Here is a 15,519-nt window from a genome sequence, read left to right as displayed (position 1 = left end):
CCACCCGTTCACAGTGACCTCCATGCCGCCCTCACCCTCCAAACCCAACCCCGCCAAAGCGCTCCAGCCGATGCAGTCACTCAAGGGCGTGCGCGTGCTGAGCCTGGCGCTCAACCTGCCGGGCCCGGCCGCCCTGATGCGCTGCCGCGAGATGGGCGCCCGCTGCATGAAGCTGGAACCTCCGCCGCACGAAGGCGCGCCGGCCGGCGCATCGGGTGACCCGATGAAGCTCTACAACCCCACCGCCTATGCAACCCTGCATGCGGGTGTGCGCATCGCCACAGCCGACCTGAAAACCGAACGCGGCCAGACACTGCTGCACCGCGAACTGGCCCAAACCGATGTGCTGCTCACGTCGTTCAGGCCGGCGGCGCTGGCCAAGCTGGGGCTGACATGGAAAGCACTGCACAAACAGCACCCGCACCTGAGCCAGGTCGCCATCGTCGGCAGTCCGGGGGAACGGGCTGACGAGCCGGGCCACGACCTCACCTACCTCGCGCAGAACGACCTGATCACCGGTGTGGACCTGCCCGCCACGCTGTACGCCGACATGGGCGGCTCACTGATGGCCGGCGCAGCCGTGCTGCAGGCCGTGATGCACCAGCGGGCGAAGGGCAAAGGTGTTTTTCTGGAAGTGGCCCTTTCCGGCGCAGCGGCTTACCTGGCCCTGCCCCGCGCCTGGGGACTGACCCAGCCCGGCGCGGCAGTGGGCGGCGGACATGCGGGCTACCGCGTTTACCGCTGCAAGGACGGGCGCGTGGCACTCGCCGCGCTGGAGCCGCACTTTGCCGCGAGCCTGTGCGCGGCGGCTGGTATGGCGGCCTCCAGCATGAAGGCCATGTTTGCGCCCGCCATGCATGCGGCTATTGAGGCCTGGCTTCTGGGCAAGACGCGCAAGGAGCTGGACAAGCTGGCGCAGGACCAGGACATCCCACTGCATTCGCTATCAAATTAGGAGCTTCTTGCGCTTGTCCTTATTGATCAAACGGCCGATTTGATGCACGAACCGGATGCGCCGGTACCCTCGCGCATCAACATAGGGTGGAGGCTGCCGGCCGCCTTTGCCAGCGCTGCCCCAGCAACACCTGCCTGACGAAACCGTACAGGGCCCACAACAGCAGCAAGGGGATCACCAGCGTCTGCAGCACAAAAATCACAATGAGCCGGACGATGTGTTCGGTGGCCTGCTCGGCCGCCCGCTTAAGGTTCTCGAAGTGTTTTGTCACATCGCCGTTTTTTGCCAGCCAGTCTTTCAGGCTGTCCACCAGGCCGCGGTTGTCGGGTGCTGCGGCAGCCGGCGAATTGAGCTGGCTGGCCTTGCCGGTGGCGCTGTCGATCAATTGCTGGCTGGCGGCGTAGTCGGCCGCGAGGAATTTTTGCCACAGTATGTCGGTGCCCAGCGTGACCACCGGAACCGCAAAGCGCAGCATCAGCAGGATCACCAGCAGCCTTGACAGCCACAAAGGCACGTGCGGCCTGCGCAGGTAACACCACCACCAGCCCAGCACCGTGGCACTCAGCGCCAGCGATACCGGCCAGTAGCTGCCGATGCTGATCAAGGCTTTTTGAACGCCGAACGCGACACTGGCCGCCAGCATCAAATGCGAAAACTGCTCCACCAGGTCGTTGACCGGATCCAGGATTTGCCCCGGCGCAAACGTGACACCCACGCCGAAAGGCTGCACCGAAGCTTCGGTCCCCTGCGCCACCGAAATCACGCCGTTGAGCAGCCTGGCCGTGGCAAAACTCAGCAGCGCCCTTTTCAGGCCGGCATCCACCTGCCGCATGGCGGGGGCATCCAGCGGCGCCAGCCATGCGCAGGCCAGCACGGCGGCCATGGTGAAAGCGGCAAGTGCTTTGCGGGCAATGTCCATGGTGTCTCCAGAAGGTGTGAATGAAGCCAGGGCCAGTGGAAGGTCTGAGGCCTGGCGGCTTGCCTCCACTTATCTTGCCAGAGAACCCCATCACATGCGGCCATAACTACCCTCTCCTGCTGATCGCAAGGAATCCATGACGGTGAAGCGGCGTCATGCACCGGTCTTCACGCGGACAGCTCCATCAGGCCGCAGGTATTCACGCACCATCGCACGCGCCCGGTGAATGCGGCTTTTGGTGGCTTCGCGGGTGAGCTGCAGGCGCTGCGCTATTTCGGTGATGGTGAGCTGCTCCATGTCGCGCAGCAAAACCACCTCGCGGTACATCAGCGGCAGGGACTCCAGCGCACGGACCAGGTCGATGCGCAGTTCGTCCTGCGGCATCTGCGCAAAGTACTGGTCCTTGTCGTAGTCGGTAAGCGCCTGGGTGCCGCGCATCAGCGCAAGCGCCGGCAGCATGCACAGCCGCGCGATGATCTTGAACATCCAGCCGCCCAGGGCTGCGGCGTCGCGCACGGTGCCGACGCGGCGGTAGATGATGATGAGCGCCTCCTGCACCACGTCTTCGATGGCCGAGCCGCGGTGGCATTGGTAGCGGGCGTAACGGCGGGCATCGGGCTGCAGCTGCCGCAGCAGCGAAGCCAGCGCGGCCGGGTCACCGGCCTGCGCTGCGGCAAAAAGCGCCGTTTCAATGGCCATCACCAAGGGCCCGGCTTTTCCAGCTTGCGGCCCACCATGGCGCAAGCCGGGCAAAAACCCAACAGCCCTGTCAGCACTGCGACCACGCCGGCGCAGGCCGCGAGCAAACCAAGCGGCGTCACACCCAGCACCAGCAGGCCGCAAACGACCATCAAGGCGCCGGACACACCACGCGCCCACCGCTCTTTGGGCCCCACATTTTTGCGATAGAACATGAACTTTCCTTTAGCTGCCGTCAAAACCGCGGCATCGCTGCAAGGAGAGGTCATGCGGGCAAAAGGATTCACGTTGGGGAAAATATTGTTGAAATATTTGCTGGAATATCGTTCGCATGAAGAACCGGCCAAGCTTAGCCGGGCATGCCGGAGCTGCCGGGCTACTAATTCGCGCATTCCGGGGCTATCAATTCGATAGCTGCTCGCGCATGTTCCTATTGGGTCAGAAGCCAATTTCGTCATAAAAAAGGCTCCATCGGAGCCTTTTTACCTCGAAATGCCTGCGTTGGCAGCGCCTAGCGGCCCTTGCGGCCACCGGGCTTGCCACCGGCGCCCTGCGCCAGCGGCGGCAGGCCGGTGTGGCGCGTCAAGAGGCGCCCCTTGACCACCGGCGAAGCTTTCACCGTGGCGGCAGTGCCGGTCGAGTTCTTGCGCCGCGCGCTGGTGTAGCTGCCGTCGGTCATCGGCTGGAAGGTCGGAATCAGGTGGTGCTTGCCGTTACCGATCAGATCCGCCCGGCCCATGGCCTTGAGCGCTTCGCGCAGCACCGGCCAGTTGTTCGGGTCGTGGTAGCGCAAAAAGGCCTTGTGCAGCCGGCGGCGGCGCTCGCCGCGCACGATGTCCACCGTCTCGCTGTCGCGCGTGATCTTGCGCAGCGGGTTCTTGTTGGTGTGGTACATCGTCGTGGCCGTGGCCATCGGGCTTGGGTAAAACGTCTGCACCTGGTCGGCGCGGAAGCCGTTTTTCTTGAGCCAGACCGCCAGGTTCATCATGTCTTCGTCGCTGGTGCCCGGGTGGGCGGCGATGAAGTACGGAATCAGGAACTGCTTCTTGCCGGCTTCCAGCGAATACTTGTCGAACATCTGCTTGAACTTGTCATAGCTGCCGATGCCGGGCTTCATCATCTTGGTGAGCGGGCCCTGCTCGGTGTGCTCGGGCGCGATCTTGAGGTAGCCGCCCACGTGATGGCTGACGAGCTCCTTCACGTACTCGGGGCTTTGCACGGCCAGGTCGTAGCGCAGGCCCGAGCTGATGAGAATCTTCTTCACGCCCTTCAAGGCCCGCGCGCGGCGGTACATCTTGATGAGCGGGTTGTGGTCGGTGTTGAGGTTGGAGCAGATGCCCGGGTACACGCAGCTTGGCTTGCGGCAGGCAGCCTCGATTTCGGGCGACTTGCAGCCGATGCGGTACATGTTGGCAGTCGGCCCGCCCAGGTCGGAGATCGCGCCGGTAAAGCCCTTGACGGTGTCCCGGATGGCCTCGATCTCACGGATCACCGAATCTTCAGAGCGGCTCTGGATGATGCGGCCTTCGTGCTCGGTGATGGAGCAGAAGGTGCAGCCGCCGAAGCAGCCGCGCATGATGTTCACGCTGAAGCGGATCATCTCCCAAGCCGGGATCTTGGTGGCGCCGTCATGGCCGCCGTTTTCGTCGGCGTAGCGCGGGTGCGGTGAGCGCGCGTAGGGCAAGTCGAAGACGTAGTCCATCTCGGCCGTGGTCAGCGGGATGGGCGGCGGCGTGATCCACACGTCGCGCGCCGTGGCGCCCTCGCCGTGGGCCTGCACCAGGGCGCGGGCGTTGCCGGGATTGGTTTCGAGGTGCAGCACGCGGTTGGCGTGGGCGTACAGCACTGCGTCGCTCTTGACCTGCTCGTAAGACGGCAAGCGGATCACGGAGCGGTCGCGCGGCGGAACCTTGATCTTGCCTTGCGCGGTGTGCACTGTGGACGGCAGGTTGGGGTTGGCCACGAAAGTCAGCGGCTTGATGGCCGGGTTGGCCGCGGCGGCGGGCTTGACGGCCTTGGCGAGCACAGGCGAGCCTTTTGCTTCAGCCTCCACCGCCACTTCGGTGGCTTCCTCTTCGCGCGCGCAGGTAGCGCCCTGCTCCCGCGCCTGGTCGGAAATCATCAAATACGGGTTGACGTGCGCTTCGACGCGGCCGGGTGCGTCAACGCTGGTGGAATCGATTTCAAACCAGCCGTTGGCGGTTTCATCGCCGCTGCGGCGGATGAAGGCCGTACCGCGCACGTCGGTGATGTTGGCCACAGGCTCCTTGGCCGCCAGGCGGTGGGCAATTTCAACAATCGCGCGTTCGGCATTGCCGTACAGCAGCAGGTCACACTTGGCGTCGACCACCACGCTGCGGCGCACTTTGTCGGACCAGTAGTCGTAATGCGCGATGCGGCGCAGCGAGCCTTCAATGCCGCCCAGGATGATGGGCACGTCTTTGTAGGCTTCGCGGCAGCGCTGCGAATACACCAGGGCCGCGCGGTCGGGGCGTTTGCCGCCCACATCGCCGGGGGTGTAGGCGTCGTCGCTGCGAATCTTGTGGTCAGCCGTGTAGCGGTTGATCATCGAGTCCATGTTGCCGGCGGTCACGCCGAAGAACAGGTTGGGCTTGCCCAGCACGCGGAATGGGTCGGCGCTTTGCCAGTCAGGCTGGGCGATGATGCCCACGCGAAAGCCTTGCGCCTCCAGCATGCGGCCAATGACGGCCATACCGAAGCTCGGATGGTCTACATAGGCGTCGCCCGTGACGATGATGATGTCGCAGCTGTCCCAGCCGAGCGCGTCCATTTCGGCCCGGCTGGTGGGCAAAAATTTGGCCGTGCCAAAGCGGGCCGCCCAGTACTTGCGGTAACTGGTGAGCGGCTTGGCGGCGCGCGTAAAAAAGGAGACGTCGACAGGGGCGTTCATGGACTTGAGGTAACCCTCTTGGGTAACCCTCCATTGTAAGGTTTACCCTGAGTTTTGCCTCTTTATTCGGCATTTAAGCCCTACAAACACCTGTCCATGCGCTATTGGCATGTTTAAAGTGGCCTCATGACCACGAATGGCCACGAATTACCCCGCATCCTTACTCCATCATGCCCATGAGCCCTTTCACTGCGGCCCTACTTGCCGACTCCATTCTGGTGCTGCACGTGGCGATCGTCGCCTTTGCCGTGCTCGGCCAACTGCTGTTCATGGCCGGCGGCTGGCGCGGCTGGGCCTGGGTTCGCGCGCCGTGGGTCAGGCTCACGCATCTGGCGTTGATCGGCTTTGTGGTGGCGCAAAGCTGGCTGGGAGAGGTCTGCCCGCTCACCATTTGGGAACAGGCCCTGAGGCTGCAGGCCGGGCAAGCCAGTTATGGCGGCTCCTTCATTGAGCACTGGCTGTCGCGACTGATCTTTTTCGACGCGCCCGCCTGGGTGTTCATGACGGCCTACACCGGATTCGGCGTGCTGGTGCTGCTGAGCTGGTGGTGGTGGCCGCCCCGCTGGAAGCGCGCCAGGCCTCACCCCGCCTGAATTTAGCCGTGCTGCTCACGGCTGTCCGCGGGCGCCTCGTCGCGCTCGTTCAGGCCATAGTCGCGCAGCACATGGGCCACACGCAGGCGGTAATTCTCAAACACGCCGCCGCGCCCGCGGCTTTGCGCCTTGCGGTGGGACTCAAGGCGGCGCCATTCCATCACGGCGGCTTCGTCCCTGAAGAATGAGAGCGATAGCAGCTTGCCCGGGTTGCTCAGGCTTTGAAACCGTTCAACGGAAATAAAGCCGTCGATTTGCTCAAGCTGCGGTTTGAGCGCTGCGGCAATATCAAGATAGGTTTGCATGTTGCCCCCGGCGGGCTGCACTTCAAAAATGATGGCGATCATGTGGCGCTTTCAGTCGTGGTACTCAATCAGAAAAAACCGGGATGCGGGCATTCAGGGAGGGCCGGTGGTGCCAGCCTCCCGGTTTCGGCAACCGCAGCTTGCCTGAATCCAGCAAGGCCTGGACGGCCGCGGAAGCAATGATGCAGGCCAGCGACTGCCCCGGGCACTGGTGTGCGCCCCTGCCGAAGCCGGGCACCTCACGGCTTGCGCGGTCCAGCAAAAACCGTTCGGGCTCCGGGTTGCACAAGGGGTCACGGCCGGCGGCCGCCAGAACCACCAGGATGGCATCGCCCGCCTTCAGGGAAACCCCCGCCACCTCTGTTGCCTCTGCCACAAAACGGCGCGTGTTGTGAATGGACGGATCATGGCGGCTGACCTCGTACGCCATCTGAAGCAACTTGCCCGGGTCCTGACGCACGGTTTCGGCCAGGCCCGGTTGCGTGGCCAGGGCCACCAGGCTGTTCCCGACAAGGCCGGCAGTCGCCTCGCAGGTCTGCGACAGCAGGCCGACCAGGTTGGCGAGCAACGCTGCGGCGTCATTCCAGCCCGCCTTCTGAGCTTCCTGCTGGACACGGGCAACGGCGCTGTCCGGGTTTGCCTCCGCCTGCACCAGCACCGAGAACCTTGCCAGCAAGGCCGCTGCTGCATCACCCGCCGCAGCCAGTTGCTCCGGCGTGCTGAGCGGCGAGAGGCAGGCCACAAAGTCGCGCGTCCAGCCCGCAACGCGCGGCAGCTCGGCCTGCGCAAAACCCAGGGCATCGGCGACTGCCATCACAGGCACGTCAAAAGCCCAATCCGACAACGCCGCTCCGCGCAAGGGTTCGCCACCCACGGCCTTCGCCGCAATCAACCTGGTGCGCTCGCCAACACGGTCCAGATCCAGCGCGGCCAGAAAACGCTGCAAGGCCAGTTTGGGTGCGTCGTGCCGGATGCCGTCGTTCATGCGAACCAGGTGGCCGAACACCTCACCCGCCGCCGACCCGACGATGGCCTGCGGCACGGGCTCAGCCGCAGGCCGTACGCGGCACGCCGGGTTGCGCAGCACGGCATTGACCGCTGCCGCACTGGCTGCGATCCAGAGCTTGCGTGCTGCGTCAAACACCAGCGGTGGGCCGGCCACCAGCGCGGCGTAATAAGGATAGGGGTTGGGGTGGCTGGGTGCCGCGAGGACGTGTTCGGGATGCTGCATGAGCGCCATTTTTGCCCAGGTGGCCGGCGGGATGCTTCGTTGCGGGGCGAAGTGTTGGCAGTTGCCCGCCGAATGCTTACGTGCGGGGACATGGATACAACCTGCCGGCAGGGTTAAAGAGCTTCGAAGCAGCTGTTTGGGGGATTCACCGGCCCTGAAATGCTAAAAATCAGCATTTTCAGAACGAAAAGTGCCGACAGCCCTTATGTAACAAGCGCGAGCAGCTATCAACTTAATAGCAAAACGCATCTACAACACAAGGTGCCTTACAGGCCCCTGGCCGGCAGCACCTGCCCACGGCACTCGCCAAAACCAATCCGCCGGAAGCCTTCGCGCACGCAGCTTGCACGCAGGATGACGGCGTCCCCGTCCTGCAGGAAGGTGCGCTTTTCGCCATTGGCCAGGGTCAGCGCATTCTTGCCGCCCGAGCTCAGCTCCAGCAACGAGCCGGCCTGTTCCGGCGCCGGGCCTGACAGCGTGCCCGAGCCCAGCAAATCGCCGGGCTGCAGGTTGCAGCCGTTGACGGTGTGGTGCGTGAGCAGCTGCGCCACCGTCCAGTAGGCGTCACGAAAGTTCGATTGCGACAAGCGCTCGGGGCCCCGGCCAGCTTCCCGCATGGCCTCGGTCTCTATCCACACTTCCAGCGCCACATCCATACCACCCAGGCGGCGGTTGCCTTCCGAGTCCAGGTACGGCAATGGCTGCGGGTCGCCTTCGGGCCGCACGAACGGTGCGCGAAACGGCGCCAGCGCCTCCATCGTGACGACCCACGGCGAGAGCGTGCTGGCAAAGTTCTTGGACAGGAACGGTCCGAGCGGCTGGTATTCCCAGGCTTGCACGTCACGCGCCGACCAGTCGTTCAGCAGCACCATGCCAAAGGCATGTGCTTCAGCCTGAGCCATGGCGATGGGCTCGCCCAGCGCGTTGCCCTGCCCCACCAGCACGCCGAGTTCCAGTTCGTAGTCAAGTCGCTGGGTGGGACGCAACACAGGTGCCGCGTCGTCCGGGCCTTTGGTCTGGCCCATCGGGCGGGGAAAGGCCTGGCCGCTCACACCGATGGACGACGCGCGGCCGTGATAGCCGATGGGAACCCACTTGTAGTTGGGCAGCAGCGGTGCGTCAGGCCGAAACAGCTTGCCGACGGTGGTGGCGTGGTGGATGCCGGTGTAGAAGTCGGTGTAGTCGCCGATGCGGCAAGGCAGGTGCAGGGTGACCGAATCCTGGGGGGACAAAAAGTTCTTCCACTCAGCTTGCTTTGAGCTGCCCTCTGCGAGGCCTCGCGAGATCGCCGCTCGCAGCGCACTGATCGTCGCCGGGTTTTGTGCCATCAACTCATTCATGTCACCGGTATCGAGCAGCCCGGCCGCCCGAACATCCAGCACCTGGTCGCCAATGGCCACGCCAATCTTCCGCTCCCCGCCCGGCCCATGGCTGTAGGTGCCAAAAGGCAGGTTCTGGATCGGAAAGTCTGTTCCCGCGTCATTCGCAGATGCGACCCAGCTGCGCAGCTCAGGGTCGTGGGTGGCGTTGAGGGACTGGTTCATGCGCGTCAGCCCTTGAACTGGTCTTTGAGCCCGGCCCAGCAACTGCTGTAGCCGGCATCCAGTGCTCCGCCCTCTATCGCATAGGCCGTGGGAATGAAGCGGTAGCGGCTTTCAAACATGAAGGCCAGCGTGTTGTCCAGCTTGTGCGGCGCCAGCGGGGCCGTGCTGGCTTTCTCGAAGGCTTCGGTGTCCGGGCCGTGCGGCACCATGCAGTTGTGCAGCGACGCGCCGCCGGGCTTGAAGCCTTCGGGCTTGGCGTCGTACTGGCCATAGACCAGGCCCATGAACTCGCTCATGAGGTTGCGGTGGTACCAGGGCGGGCGGAAGGTGTTCTCGGCCACCAGCCAGCGTGGCGGAAAGATCACGAAGTCGCAGTTGGCCGTGCCCGGCGTGTCCGAGGGCGAGGTCAGCACGGTGAAGATGGACGGGTCCGGATGGTCATAACTGATGGAGCCGATGGTCATGAAATGAGCCGTGTCGTACTTGTAAGGCACCAGGTTGCCGTGCCAGGCCACCACATTGAAGGGGCTGGCGGCTTGCCTGGCCGACCACAGGCGGCCGCCGAATTTCTTGACGATTTCAAAGCCGCCCTTGGGTGCAGGCGCGCTGTCGAACGCCGCCGTGGGTGCCAGGAAGTCACGCGCGTTGGCCAGGCCGTTGGAGCCGATGGGGCCGAGTTCCGGCAGGCGAAAGTGCGCACCGTAGTTTTCACAGATATAGCCGCGCGATGCGCCGTCGGGCAAGGCCACGCTGAAGGCCATGCCGCGCGGTACCACGGCGATTTCCCCGGGCTTGACATCCAGGATGCCCAGCTCGGTCGTCACCACCAGCCGGCCCTGCTGCGGCACCAGCAGCATCTCGCCGTCGGCATTGACCAGCGCGCGTTGCGACATGGAACGATTGGCGACATACACCTGCGCGGCCATGCCCGTCTGCGCTTCGGCGTCGCCATTGGCGGCCACAGTGCGAATGCCGTCCACAAAATCCAGCGGCTCCGGGGGAATGGCGAATGGATTCCAGCGCAAGGGATCGGGCGGCACGGCGCAGCCGCCCGCCGCGCCGGTCGTCCACTGCGGCTGTTCATACGGCTTGTAGCCACCCGCCATTACCGAAGGCTGGCGGCGGTACATCCAGGTGCGGCGGTTCTCGGCGCGCGGTGCGGTGAAGGCGGTGCCGGAAATCAGCTCGGTGTACAGATCGTGCGGCGCGCGCTGCGGGCTGTTGCGCCCTTGCGGCAGCGCGCCGGCAACGGCCTCGCTGGCAAATTCATTGCCGAAGCCGGACTGGTAATGCAAGGTGTTGGTGCTCATGGATGTTTCTCCCGGGAATCTGCAATGTTCAGAAAAGTTCAGTTCAACGGCTCAATGCCATCAATCTTCGGCATCGTCAGGCTCACCGCCACCGGCCCTGGCCTTCTCGATCAACCTGTCGAACAAATCACTGAGCTGCGTGCGCTCGGCCGCGCTCAGCACACCAAAAATGTCCTGGTTGCGCTGCCCCACCACGTTCATGGTGCGCTGCCATGCTTTCTTGCCTTTGGGTGTGAGTGTCAGCACCACGCCGCGCCCGTCCGTCGGGCTGGCGGCCTTGACCACCAGACCCTGATCAACCAGGGACTGGGCTGCCCGGCTGGCCTGGCCTTTGTTCAGATTGGCTTTTTGCGCGAGGTCGTTCACCGACAGCGGCGCGAAGGTGCCCACGGCCGTGAGGCAACGGGCATCACTCATCGACAGGCGCGCGTCCGCCAGATAAGCACGCTGGCTTTCAATGTCCGTCAGCTTGTGCAGAAGGTGCAGGCGATAGGTCAGGGTTCTGTCGAGCTTGATCATGTAGCGACCGGGTAAGTTTATGGTTGCGCCCGCAACTATAAACCGATCCGGTTGCGCCCGCAACCATCTATAAAGGCCGGCCCGGGGGCCTCTTCAGAAGGCCCTAGTTACGCACCATCGTCATCTGGCCACGCACTTCCCCTGCGGGATAAGCGGCCGTGTGGATGTTGGCATACCAGCGGCCCGCCATCAGGTCGGCGGCCTGGGCCGCCGTCAGTGTGGCGCTGCCGTCCATAGGGGTACGGAGGGGGCTGGCCCACCCCAAAGCAACACCGGCGTTGGCGCCAATGGCGGCCGGGCCGTGAAAGTGTCCCGCAGTCGCCGGGCCGGTCAGACGGGTGTAATTGACTTTCCAGCGCAGCAGGTTGGTACTGGTATCGAAAACGGCATCGACCGAGCCGCTACCGATGCTGGCATTGGCGGGCACCTCATTGGCGCCGCGAAGCTGTGTGGTGAAGGCGACCAGGGGGGATTGCTTGTTCATCACGCCGCAGCCCGTGATGGCGGCAGCGGCTACGGCCATCGCGGCAAGGGAAACTCGGGTGGCGGTGCGGCGTGAAAGCATGGGTCAGCTCCTTGAAAAGTTGCAGCCGATTGTGCGTGCTGCACGCTGGTCAAACCCGTAGGACAAACCCCATGCGAACAGTCGGTTCCGGACGACGCCCGTACCCCATCGCACACCGACACGCCTGCCTGCGCGCGGGCTGGAGACTGGCCTGATAGTTGTGGCCTGCATCCTTCCCCAGGCCAGCCCGCAATCCTCAGTAGAAAGACTCACACCATGGCATCGCGCGTTTTATGGAAAGGGGCCATCAGTTTCGGCCTGGTTCACATCCCCGTAGCGCTGCATTCGGCCACCTCGGAGAGCGGCATTGACTTCGACTGGCTGGACAAGCGCAGCATGGACCCTGTGGGTTACAAGCGCGTCAACAAGCGCACGGGCAAAGAAATCACCCGGGAAAACATCGTCAAGGGCGTCGAATACGAAGACGGCCAGTACATCGTGCTGTCGGAAGAAGAGATCAAGTCCGCCTACCCAAAGACCACCCAGACCATTGAAATCGAAAGCTTTGTGCCCAACACGGAGATTCCCTTCGTTTACCTGGAGCGGCCCTACTACATCGCCCCCATCAACAAAGGGCAAAAAGTCTACGCACTGCTGCGCGACACCCTGCTGAAAACCCAACGCGTGGGCATCGCCCGCGTCATCATCCAGACCAAGCAGCACCTTGCCGTTCTGGTGCCTTCAGGCCCGGCACTGATATTGAACCTGCTGCGCTGGGGCGCCGACATCCGCTCGCTGGAAGAACTGGACCTGCCGCCTGTCGGCGCCAAGGCCGCGGGCCTGTCTGACAAGGAACTGGCGATGGCCAAACAGCTGGTGGACGACATGACCGGCAAATGGGACCCGGAGCAGTTCTCCGACTCCTTCAGGGACGACATCATGGCGCTGGTCAAACGCAAGGCGAAAGAAGGCAAACTGGAAAGCGTGGTGCAGCCGGAAGAATCCGACGAACCCGAAGCCCGCTCCGGCGCCAAGATCATTGACCTGACGGAGCTGTTGCAGCGCAGCCTGCGCAAAGGCGGCGGCGATGCCTCCAAAACCAGGGCAGCCGACAAAACCACAGCGAAAACCAGCAAGGCTGCAGCCAAAAGCCCGGCGCGCAAAAAACCCGCCGCGAGGGCGCGCGCGCATGCTCCCGCCAAACGGCGCGCCGCCTAGCCCGTTGCTTACCTGCAGGCTGACGACATGGGCGCCCGCGACCTGCTGAAACCCTACCGCGCCAAGCGCGATTTTTCGCGCACACCCGAGCCGGCGCAAGGCGGCACGCGCTCAGACAAGGCGCTGAGTTTCGTGATCCAGAAACACGACGCACGCAACCTGCATTACGACTTCCGCCTGGAACTGCAGGGCACGCTCAAGAGCTGGGCAGTTCCCAAAGGGCCCAGCCTGGATCCGTCCGTCAAGCGCATGGGCATGCATGTGGAAGACCATCCCATTTCCTATGCAGGTTTCGAGGGCAGCATTCCACCGAAGCAATACGGCGCGGGCGACGTGATTGTCTGGGACCGTGGCCTGTGGACGCCGCATGGGGACCCTGTCAAAGGGTTCAAGGATGGAAAACTCAAATTCGAACTGCATGGCGAAAAACTCAAGGGCGGCTGGACGCTGGTGCGAATGCATGGGCGCGGCAACGCCAAGCAGGAGCCGTGGCTGCTGATCAAGGAGCACGACGGCTACGCCCGCCCGGAAACGGAGTTCGACGTACGCGAGGCCCTGCCCAACAGCGTGCTCTCGGGCAAGCCACTGCCACGCGACACCGCGGAAAACTTCGGCAAGGCGGGCGCTTCGGCCGGCGCTGCCGTCAAGAAGGCAGCCGCCACCCGAAAGACCGCCAGGAAGATTGCCAAACAGGAACGCAGAAGCACACCCGCTACTGACATCCCCGAAGGCGCCGTCGCGGCAAAGCTGCCGCAGACACTGGCTCCGCAACTGGCCACCCTGGTCGCACGCCCTCCGGCCGCCCCGCAAGGCTGGGCCTACGAGATCAAGTATGACGGCTACCGCCTGCTGGCCCGCATCGACGGGCCGTCGGTTCGCCTCATCACGCGCAAAGGCAACGACTGGACCAGCAAGCTGCCCAAGTTGGCCAACGCCGTGGCCGCGCTGGAAATTTCCTCAGGCTGGGTGGATGGCGAAATCGTCGTGATGAACGAACACGGCGTGCCAGACTTCGGCGCGCTGCAAAACGCGTTTGACCATGCCAGCACGGCCCGCATCATTTTTTACGTGTTCGACCTGCCCTACTTTGACGGACTGGACCTGCGGCAACTGCCACTGGCACAGCGCCGTGAAATCCTCTGCGCGCTGGTCACCCGCAATCCGCAGGACACCATCCGTTTCAGCGATGCGTTTGACGAAGCACCGCAAGATCTGCTTGAGTCGGCCCGGCGTGTCGGGCTGGAAGGCGTGATCGGCAAACGCGTGGACTCGGCTTACGTGTCACGCCGCTCGCCGGACTGGATCAAGCTCAAGACCCAGCTGCGCCAGGAGTTCGTCATCGGCGGTTACACCGAACCCAAGGGTTCGCGCGCCGGCCTGGGTGCGCTGATGCTGGGCGTGCATGACAGCGAAGGCGGGCTTCTTTACGCCGGCAACGTCGGCACCGGCTTTAACGATGCAACGCTCAAGGACCTCAAGGCGCGGCTGCAGAAGATCCACGCCGAACGCAGTCCTTTTACCAAGGTGCCCGCCGGGGTCAAGGGCCAATGGGTCAAGCCGCGTCTGCTGGCCGAAGTGGCCTTTGGCGAATGGACCCATGGCGGCCATATCCGCCACTCCGTATTCCAGGGCCTGCGCACCGACAAACCCGCAACGAACATCCTCCGTGAAAAACCCGCCGTCCTGGAGCGCGGCAAGAAAGGCGCCACCGTGAATCCCGCCAAAAAAACCTCCACCGAAAAGCCCAACGCGAGGGGTAGCTTGAACGTCCCCGAAAAAAGGACCGCGAAGTCCGCCCCTGCAGCGCTGAAGTCCCTGCGTGTCACGCATGCTGACCGGGTGATCGACAGCAGCACCGGCTTTACCAAACAAAACGTGGTCGAGCACTACGCACAGGTCGCGTCGCTGATGCTGCCGCACCTCAAGGCCCGTCCCACCGCGCTGGTGCGCGCGCCCTCGGGCATCGGTGGTGAGCTGTTCTTCCAGAAGCATGCCGAGGCTACGTCAATTCCCGGCATCAAATTGCTGGACCCCGCGCTGGACCCCGGCCATGGTCCGCTGCTGGAGATTCCCTCCACAGCCGCCCTGCTGGCGGCCGCGCAGATCAACGTGATCGAGTTCCATACCTGGAACGCCACCACGCGCGCCATCCACAAGCCCGACCGCATGACGTTCGACCTGGACCCGGGTGAAGGCGTTGCCTGGCCGCAGGTTCAGGAGGCTGCGCAACTGGTGCGCGCCTTTCTCGACGAACTGAAGCTCGCGAACTTCCTGAAAACCAGCGGGGGCAAAGGCCTGCACGTGGTGGTGCCGCTCAAGCGGCAATACGACTTCGACACCGTGAAGGATTTTTCGCATGCCATCGTGATGCACCTTGCCGCCGTGATTCCCCAGCGCTTTGCCGCCAAGAGCGGCCCTAAAAACCGCATCGGCAAGATTTTTCCGGATTACCTGCGCAATGGATTTGGCGCCACCACCGTCGCAGCGTGGTCAATGCGTACCCGGCCGGGCCTCGGCGTGTCCGTCCCTGTCAATTGGGATGAACTGGCCTCACTGACCGGCGGCGCACACTGGACGGCGCAAACCCTGGGCGGGCGCCTGGCAATCGGCAACCAGCCCTGGGAGGCTTACGAGGCGTCACGCAACGGGCTCACCGCCGCCATGAAACAAGTGGGCTTCAAGGCGCCACCAGCCGCGAAATAGCCCTCTTGGCGGCCCTGCCTGGGTTGTCGTTGCACTCCTACAGACCGAAGGCCGATGGCCTGACACGCGGGTGAAGGGCTTGAGCCTAGATTCGCCTGGATAAGGAG

At 63.8% G+C, this 15,519-nt stretch carries 14 protein-coding genes; 4 read left to right on the top strand and 10 right to left on the bottom strand.

Going from position 1 to position 15,519, the window contains the following annotated elements; all coding sequences use genetic code 11:
• Positions 1 to 22 precede the first annotated feature (22 nt).
• Positions 23 to 955, top strand: coding sequence for a CoA transferase (locus tag AC1DWQ_RS09505; protein WP_477669400.1), 933 nt, complete (start codon positions 23 to 25; stop codon positions 953 to 955).
• A 76-nt stretch (positions 956 to 1,031) separates the two neighbouring features.
• Here the strand turns inward: AC1DWQ_RS09505 and AC1DWQ_RS09500 are convergent, their stop codons facing one another.
• From AC1DWQ_RS09500 to AC1DWQ_RS09485, 4 genes are all read right to left on the bottom strand, one after another.
• Positions 1,032 to 1,874, bottom strand: coding sequence for a hypothetical protein (locus tag AC1DWQ_RS09500; RefSeq protein ID WP_477669399.1), 843 nt, complete (start codon positions 1,872 to 1,874; stop codon positions 1,032 to 1,034).
• Positions 1,875 to 2,027: 153 nt separating this feature from the next.
• Positions 2,028 to 2,573 (bottom strand): RNA polymerase sigma factor, encoded by a 546-nt coding sequence (locus tag AC1DWQ_RS09495; RefSeq protein WP_477669621.1) that lies wholly within the window; start codon positions 2,571 to 2,573, stop codon positions 2,028 to 2,030.
• Complete coding sequence (locus AC1DWQ_RS09490) at positions 2,573 to 3,031, bottom strand: YgaP family membrane protein (RefSeq protein ID WP_477669398.1); 459 nt, start codon at positions 3,029 to 3,031, stop codon at positions 2,573 to 2,575. The genes AC1DWQ_RS09495 and AC1DWQ_RS09490 overlap by 1 nt, the downstream gene beginning before the upstream one ends.
• 53 nt (positions 3,032 to 3,084) lie before the next feature.
• Positions 3,085 to 5,484: a YgiQ family radical SAM protein gene (locus AC1DWQ_RS09485; protein WP_477669397.1), complete on the bottom strand. Its 2,400-nt coding sequence runs from the start codon at positions 5,482 to 5,484 to the stop codon at positions 3,085 to 3,087.
• Positions 5,485 to 5,660: 176 nt separating this feature from the next.
• Here AC1DWQ_RS09485 and AC1DWQ_RS09480 point away from each other — a divergent pair, with 176 nt between their 5' ends.
• Positions 5,661 to 6,077 carry a DUF2784 domain-containing protein gene (locus tag AC1DWQ_RS09480; protein ID WP_477669396.1) on the top strand — a complete coding sequence of 139 codons (417 nt, stop codon included), beginning with the start codon at positions 5,661 to 5,663 and terminating at the stop codon, positions 6,075 to 6,077.
• 2 nt (positions 6,078 to 6,079) lie between these two features.
• On the opposite strand, the gene AC1DWQ_RS09475 is transcribed toward AC1DWQ_RS09480, so the two are convergent.
• The 6 genes from AC1DWQ_RS09475 to AC1DWQ_RS09450 form a co-directional block, all read right to left on the bottom strand.
• On the bottom strand, positions 6,080 to 6,424 hold the full coding sequence (locus AC1DWQ_RS09475) for an antibiotic biosynthesis monooxygenase family protein (protein ID WP_477669395.1): 345 nt from the start codon (positions 6,422 to 6,424) through the stop codon (positions 6,080 to 6,082).
• A 22-nt stretch (positions 6,425 to 6,446) separates the two neighbouring features.
• Positions 6,447 to 7,613 carry a cytochrome P450 gene (locus AC1DWQ_RS09470; protein ID WP_477669394.1) on the bottom strand — a complete coding sequence of 389 codons (1,167 nt, stop codon included), beginning with the start codon at positions 7,611 to 7,613 and terminating at the stop codon, positions 6,447 to 6,449.
• A 266-nt stretch (positions 7,614 to 7,879) separates the two neighbouring features.
• Entirely contained in the window at positions 7,880 to 9,157 is a 1,278-nt protein-coding gene (gene fahA / locus AC1DWQ_RS09465) for a fumarylacetoacetase (RefSeq protein ID WP_477669393.1), read from the bottom strand.
• A gap of 5 nt (positions 9,158 to 9,162) precedes the next feature.
• The gene (gene hmgA, locus AC1DWQ_RS09460; protein WP_477669392.1) at positions 9,163 to 10,467 is read right to left on the bottom strand and encodes a homogentisate 1,2-dioxygenase; all 1,305 of its coding nucleotides are present in this window, start codon (positions 10,465 to 10,467) and stop codon (positions 9,163 to 9,165) included.
• 60 nt (positions 10,468 to 10,527) lie between these two features.
• On the bottom strand, positions 10,528 to 10,986 hold the full coding sequence (locus tag AC1DWQ_RS09455; protein WP_477669391.1) for a MarR family winged helix-turn-helix transcriptional regulator: 459 nt from the start codon (positions 10,984 to 10,986) through the stop codon (positions 10,528 to 10,530).
• Between the two features lie 103 nt (positions 10,987 to 11,089).
• Positions 11,090 to 11,551 carry a CHRD domain-containing protein gene (locus AC1DWQ_RS09450; RefSeq protein WP_477669390.1) on the bottom strand — a complete coding sequence of 154 codons (462 nt, stop codon included), beginning with the start codon at positions 11,549 to 11,551 and terminating at the stop codon, positions 11,090 to 11,092.
• A gap of 216 nt (positions 11,552 to 11,767) precedes the next feature.
• Between AC1DWQ_RS09450 and ku the strand changes: the two genes are divergently transcribed.
• Together ku and ligD are read left to right on the top strand one after the other, a co-directional pair.
• Positions 11,768 to 12,709: a non-homologous end joining protein Ku gene (gene ku / locus AC1DWQ_RS09445; protein WP_477669389.1), complete on the top strand. Its 942-nt coding sequence runs from the start codon at positions 11,768 to 11,770 to the stop codon at positions 12,707 to 12,709.
• A 27-nt stretch (positions 12,710 to 12,736) separates the two neighbouring features.
• Entirely contained in the window at positions 12,737 to 15,412 is a 2,676-nt protein-coding gene (gene ligD / locus AC1DWQ_RS09440; RefSeq protein WP_477669388.1) for a DNA ligase D, read from the top strand.
• Positions 15,413 to 15,519: the final 107 nt, after the last annotated feature.

The sequence above is a fragment of the Polaromonas sp. P2_G11 genome (genome assembly GCF_056403595.1).
Note: the sequence above shows the minus strand (reverse complement) of the source record. Positions and strands in the feature narration are given on the sequence as shown.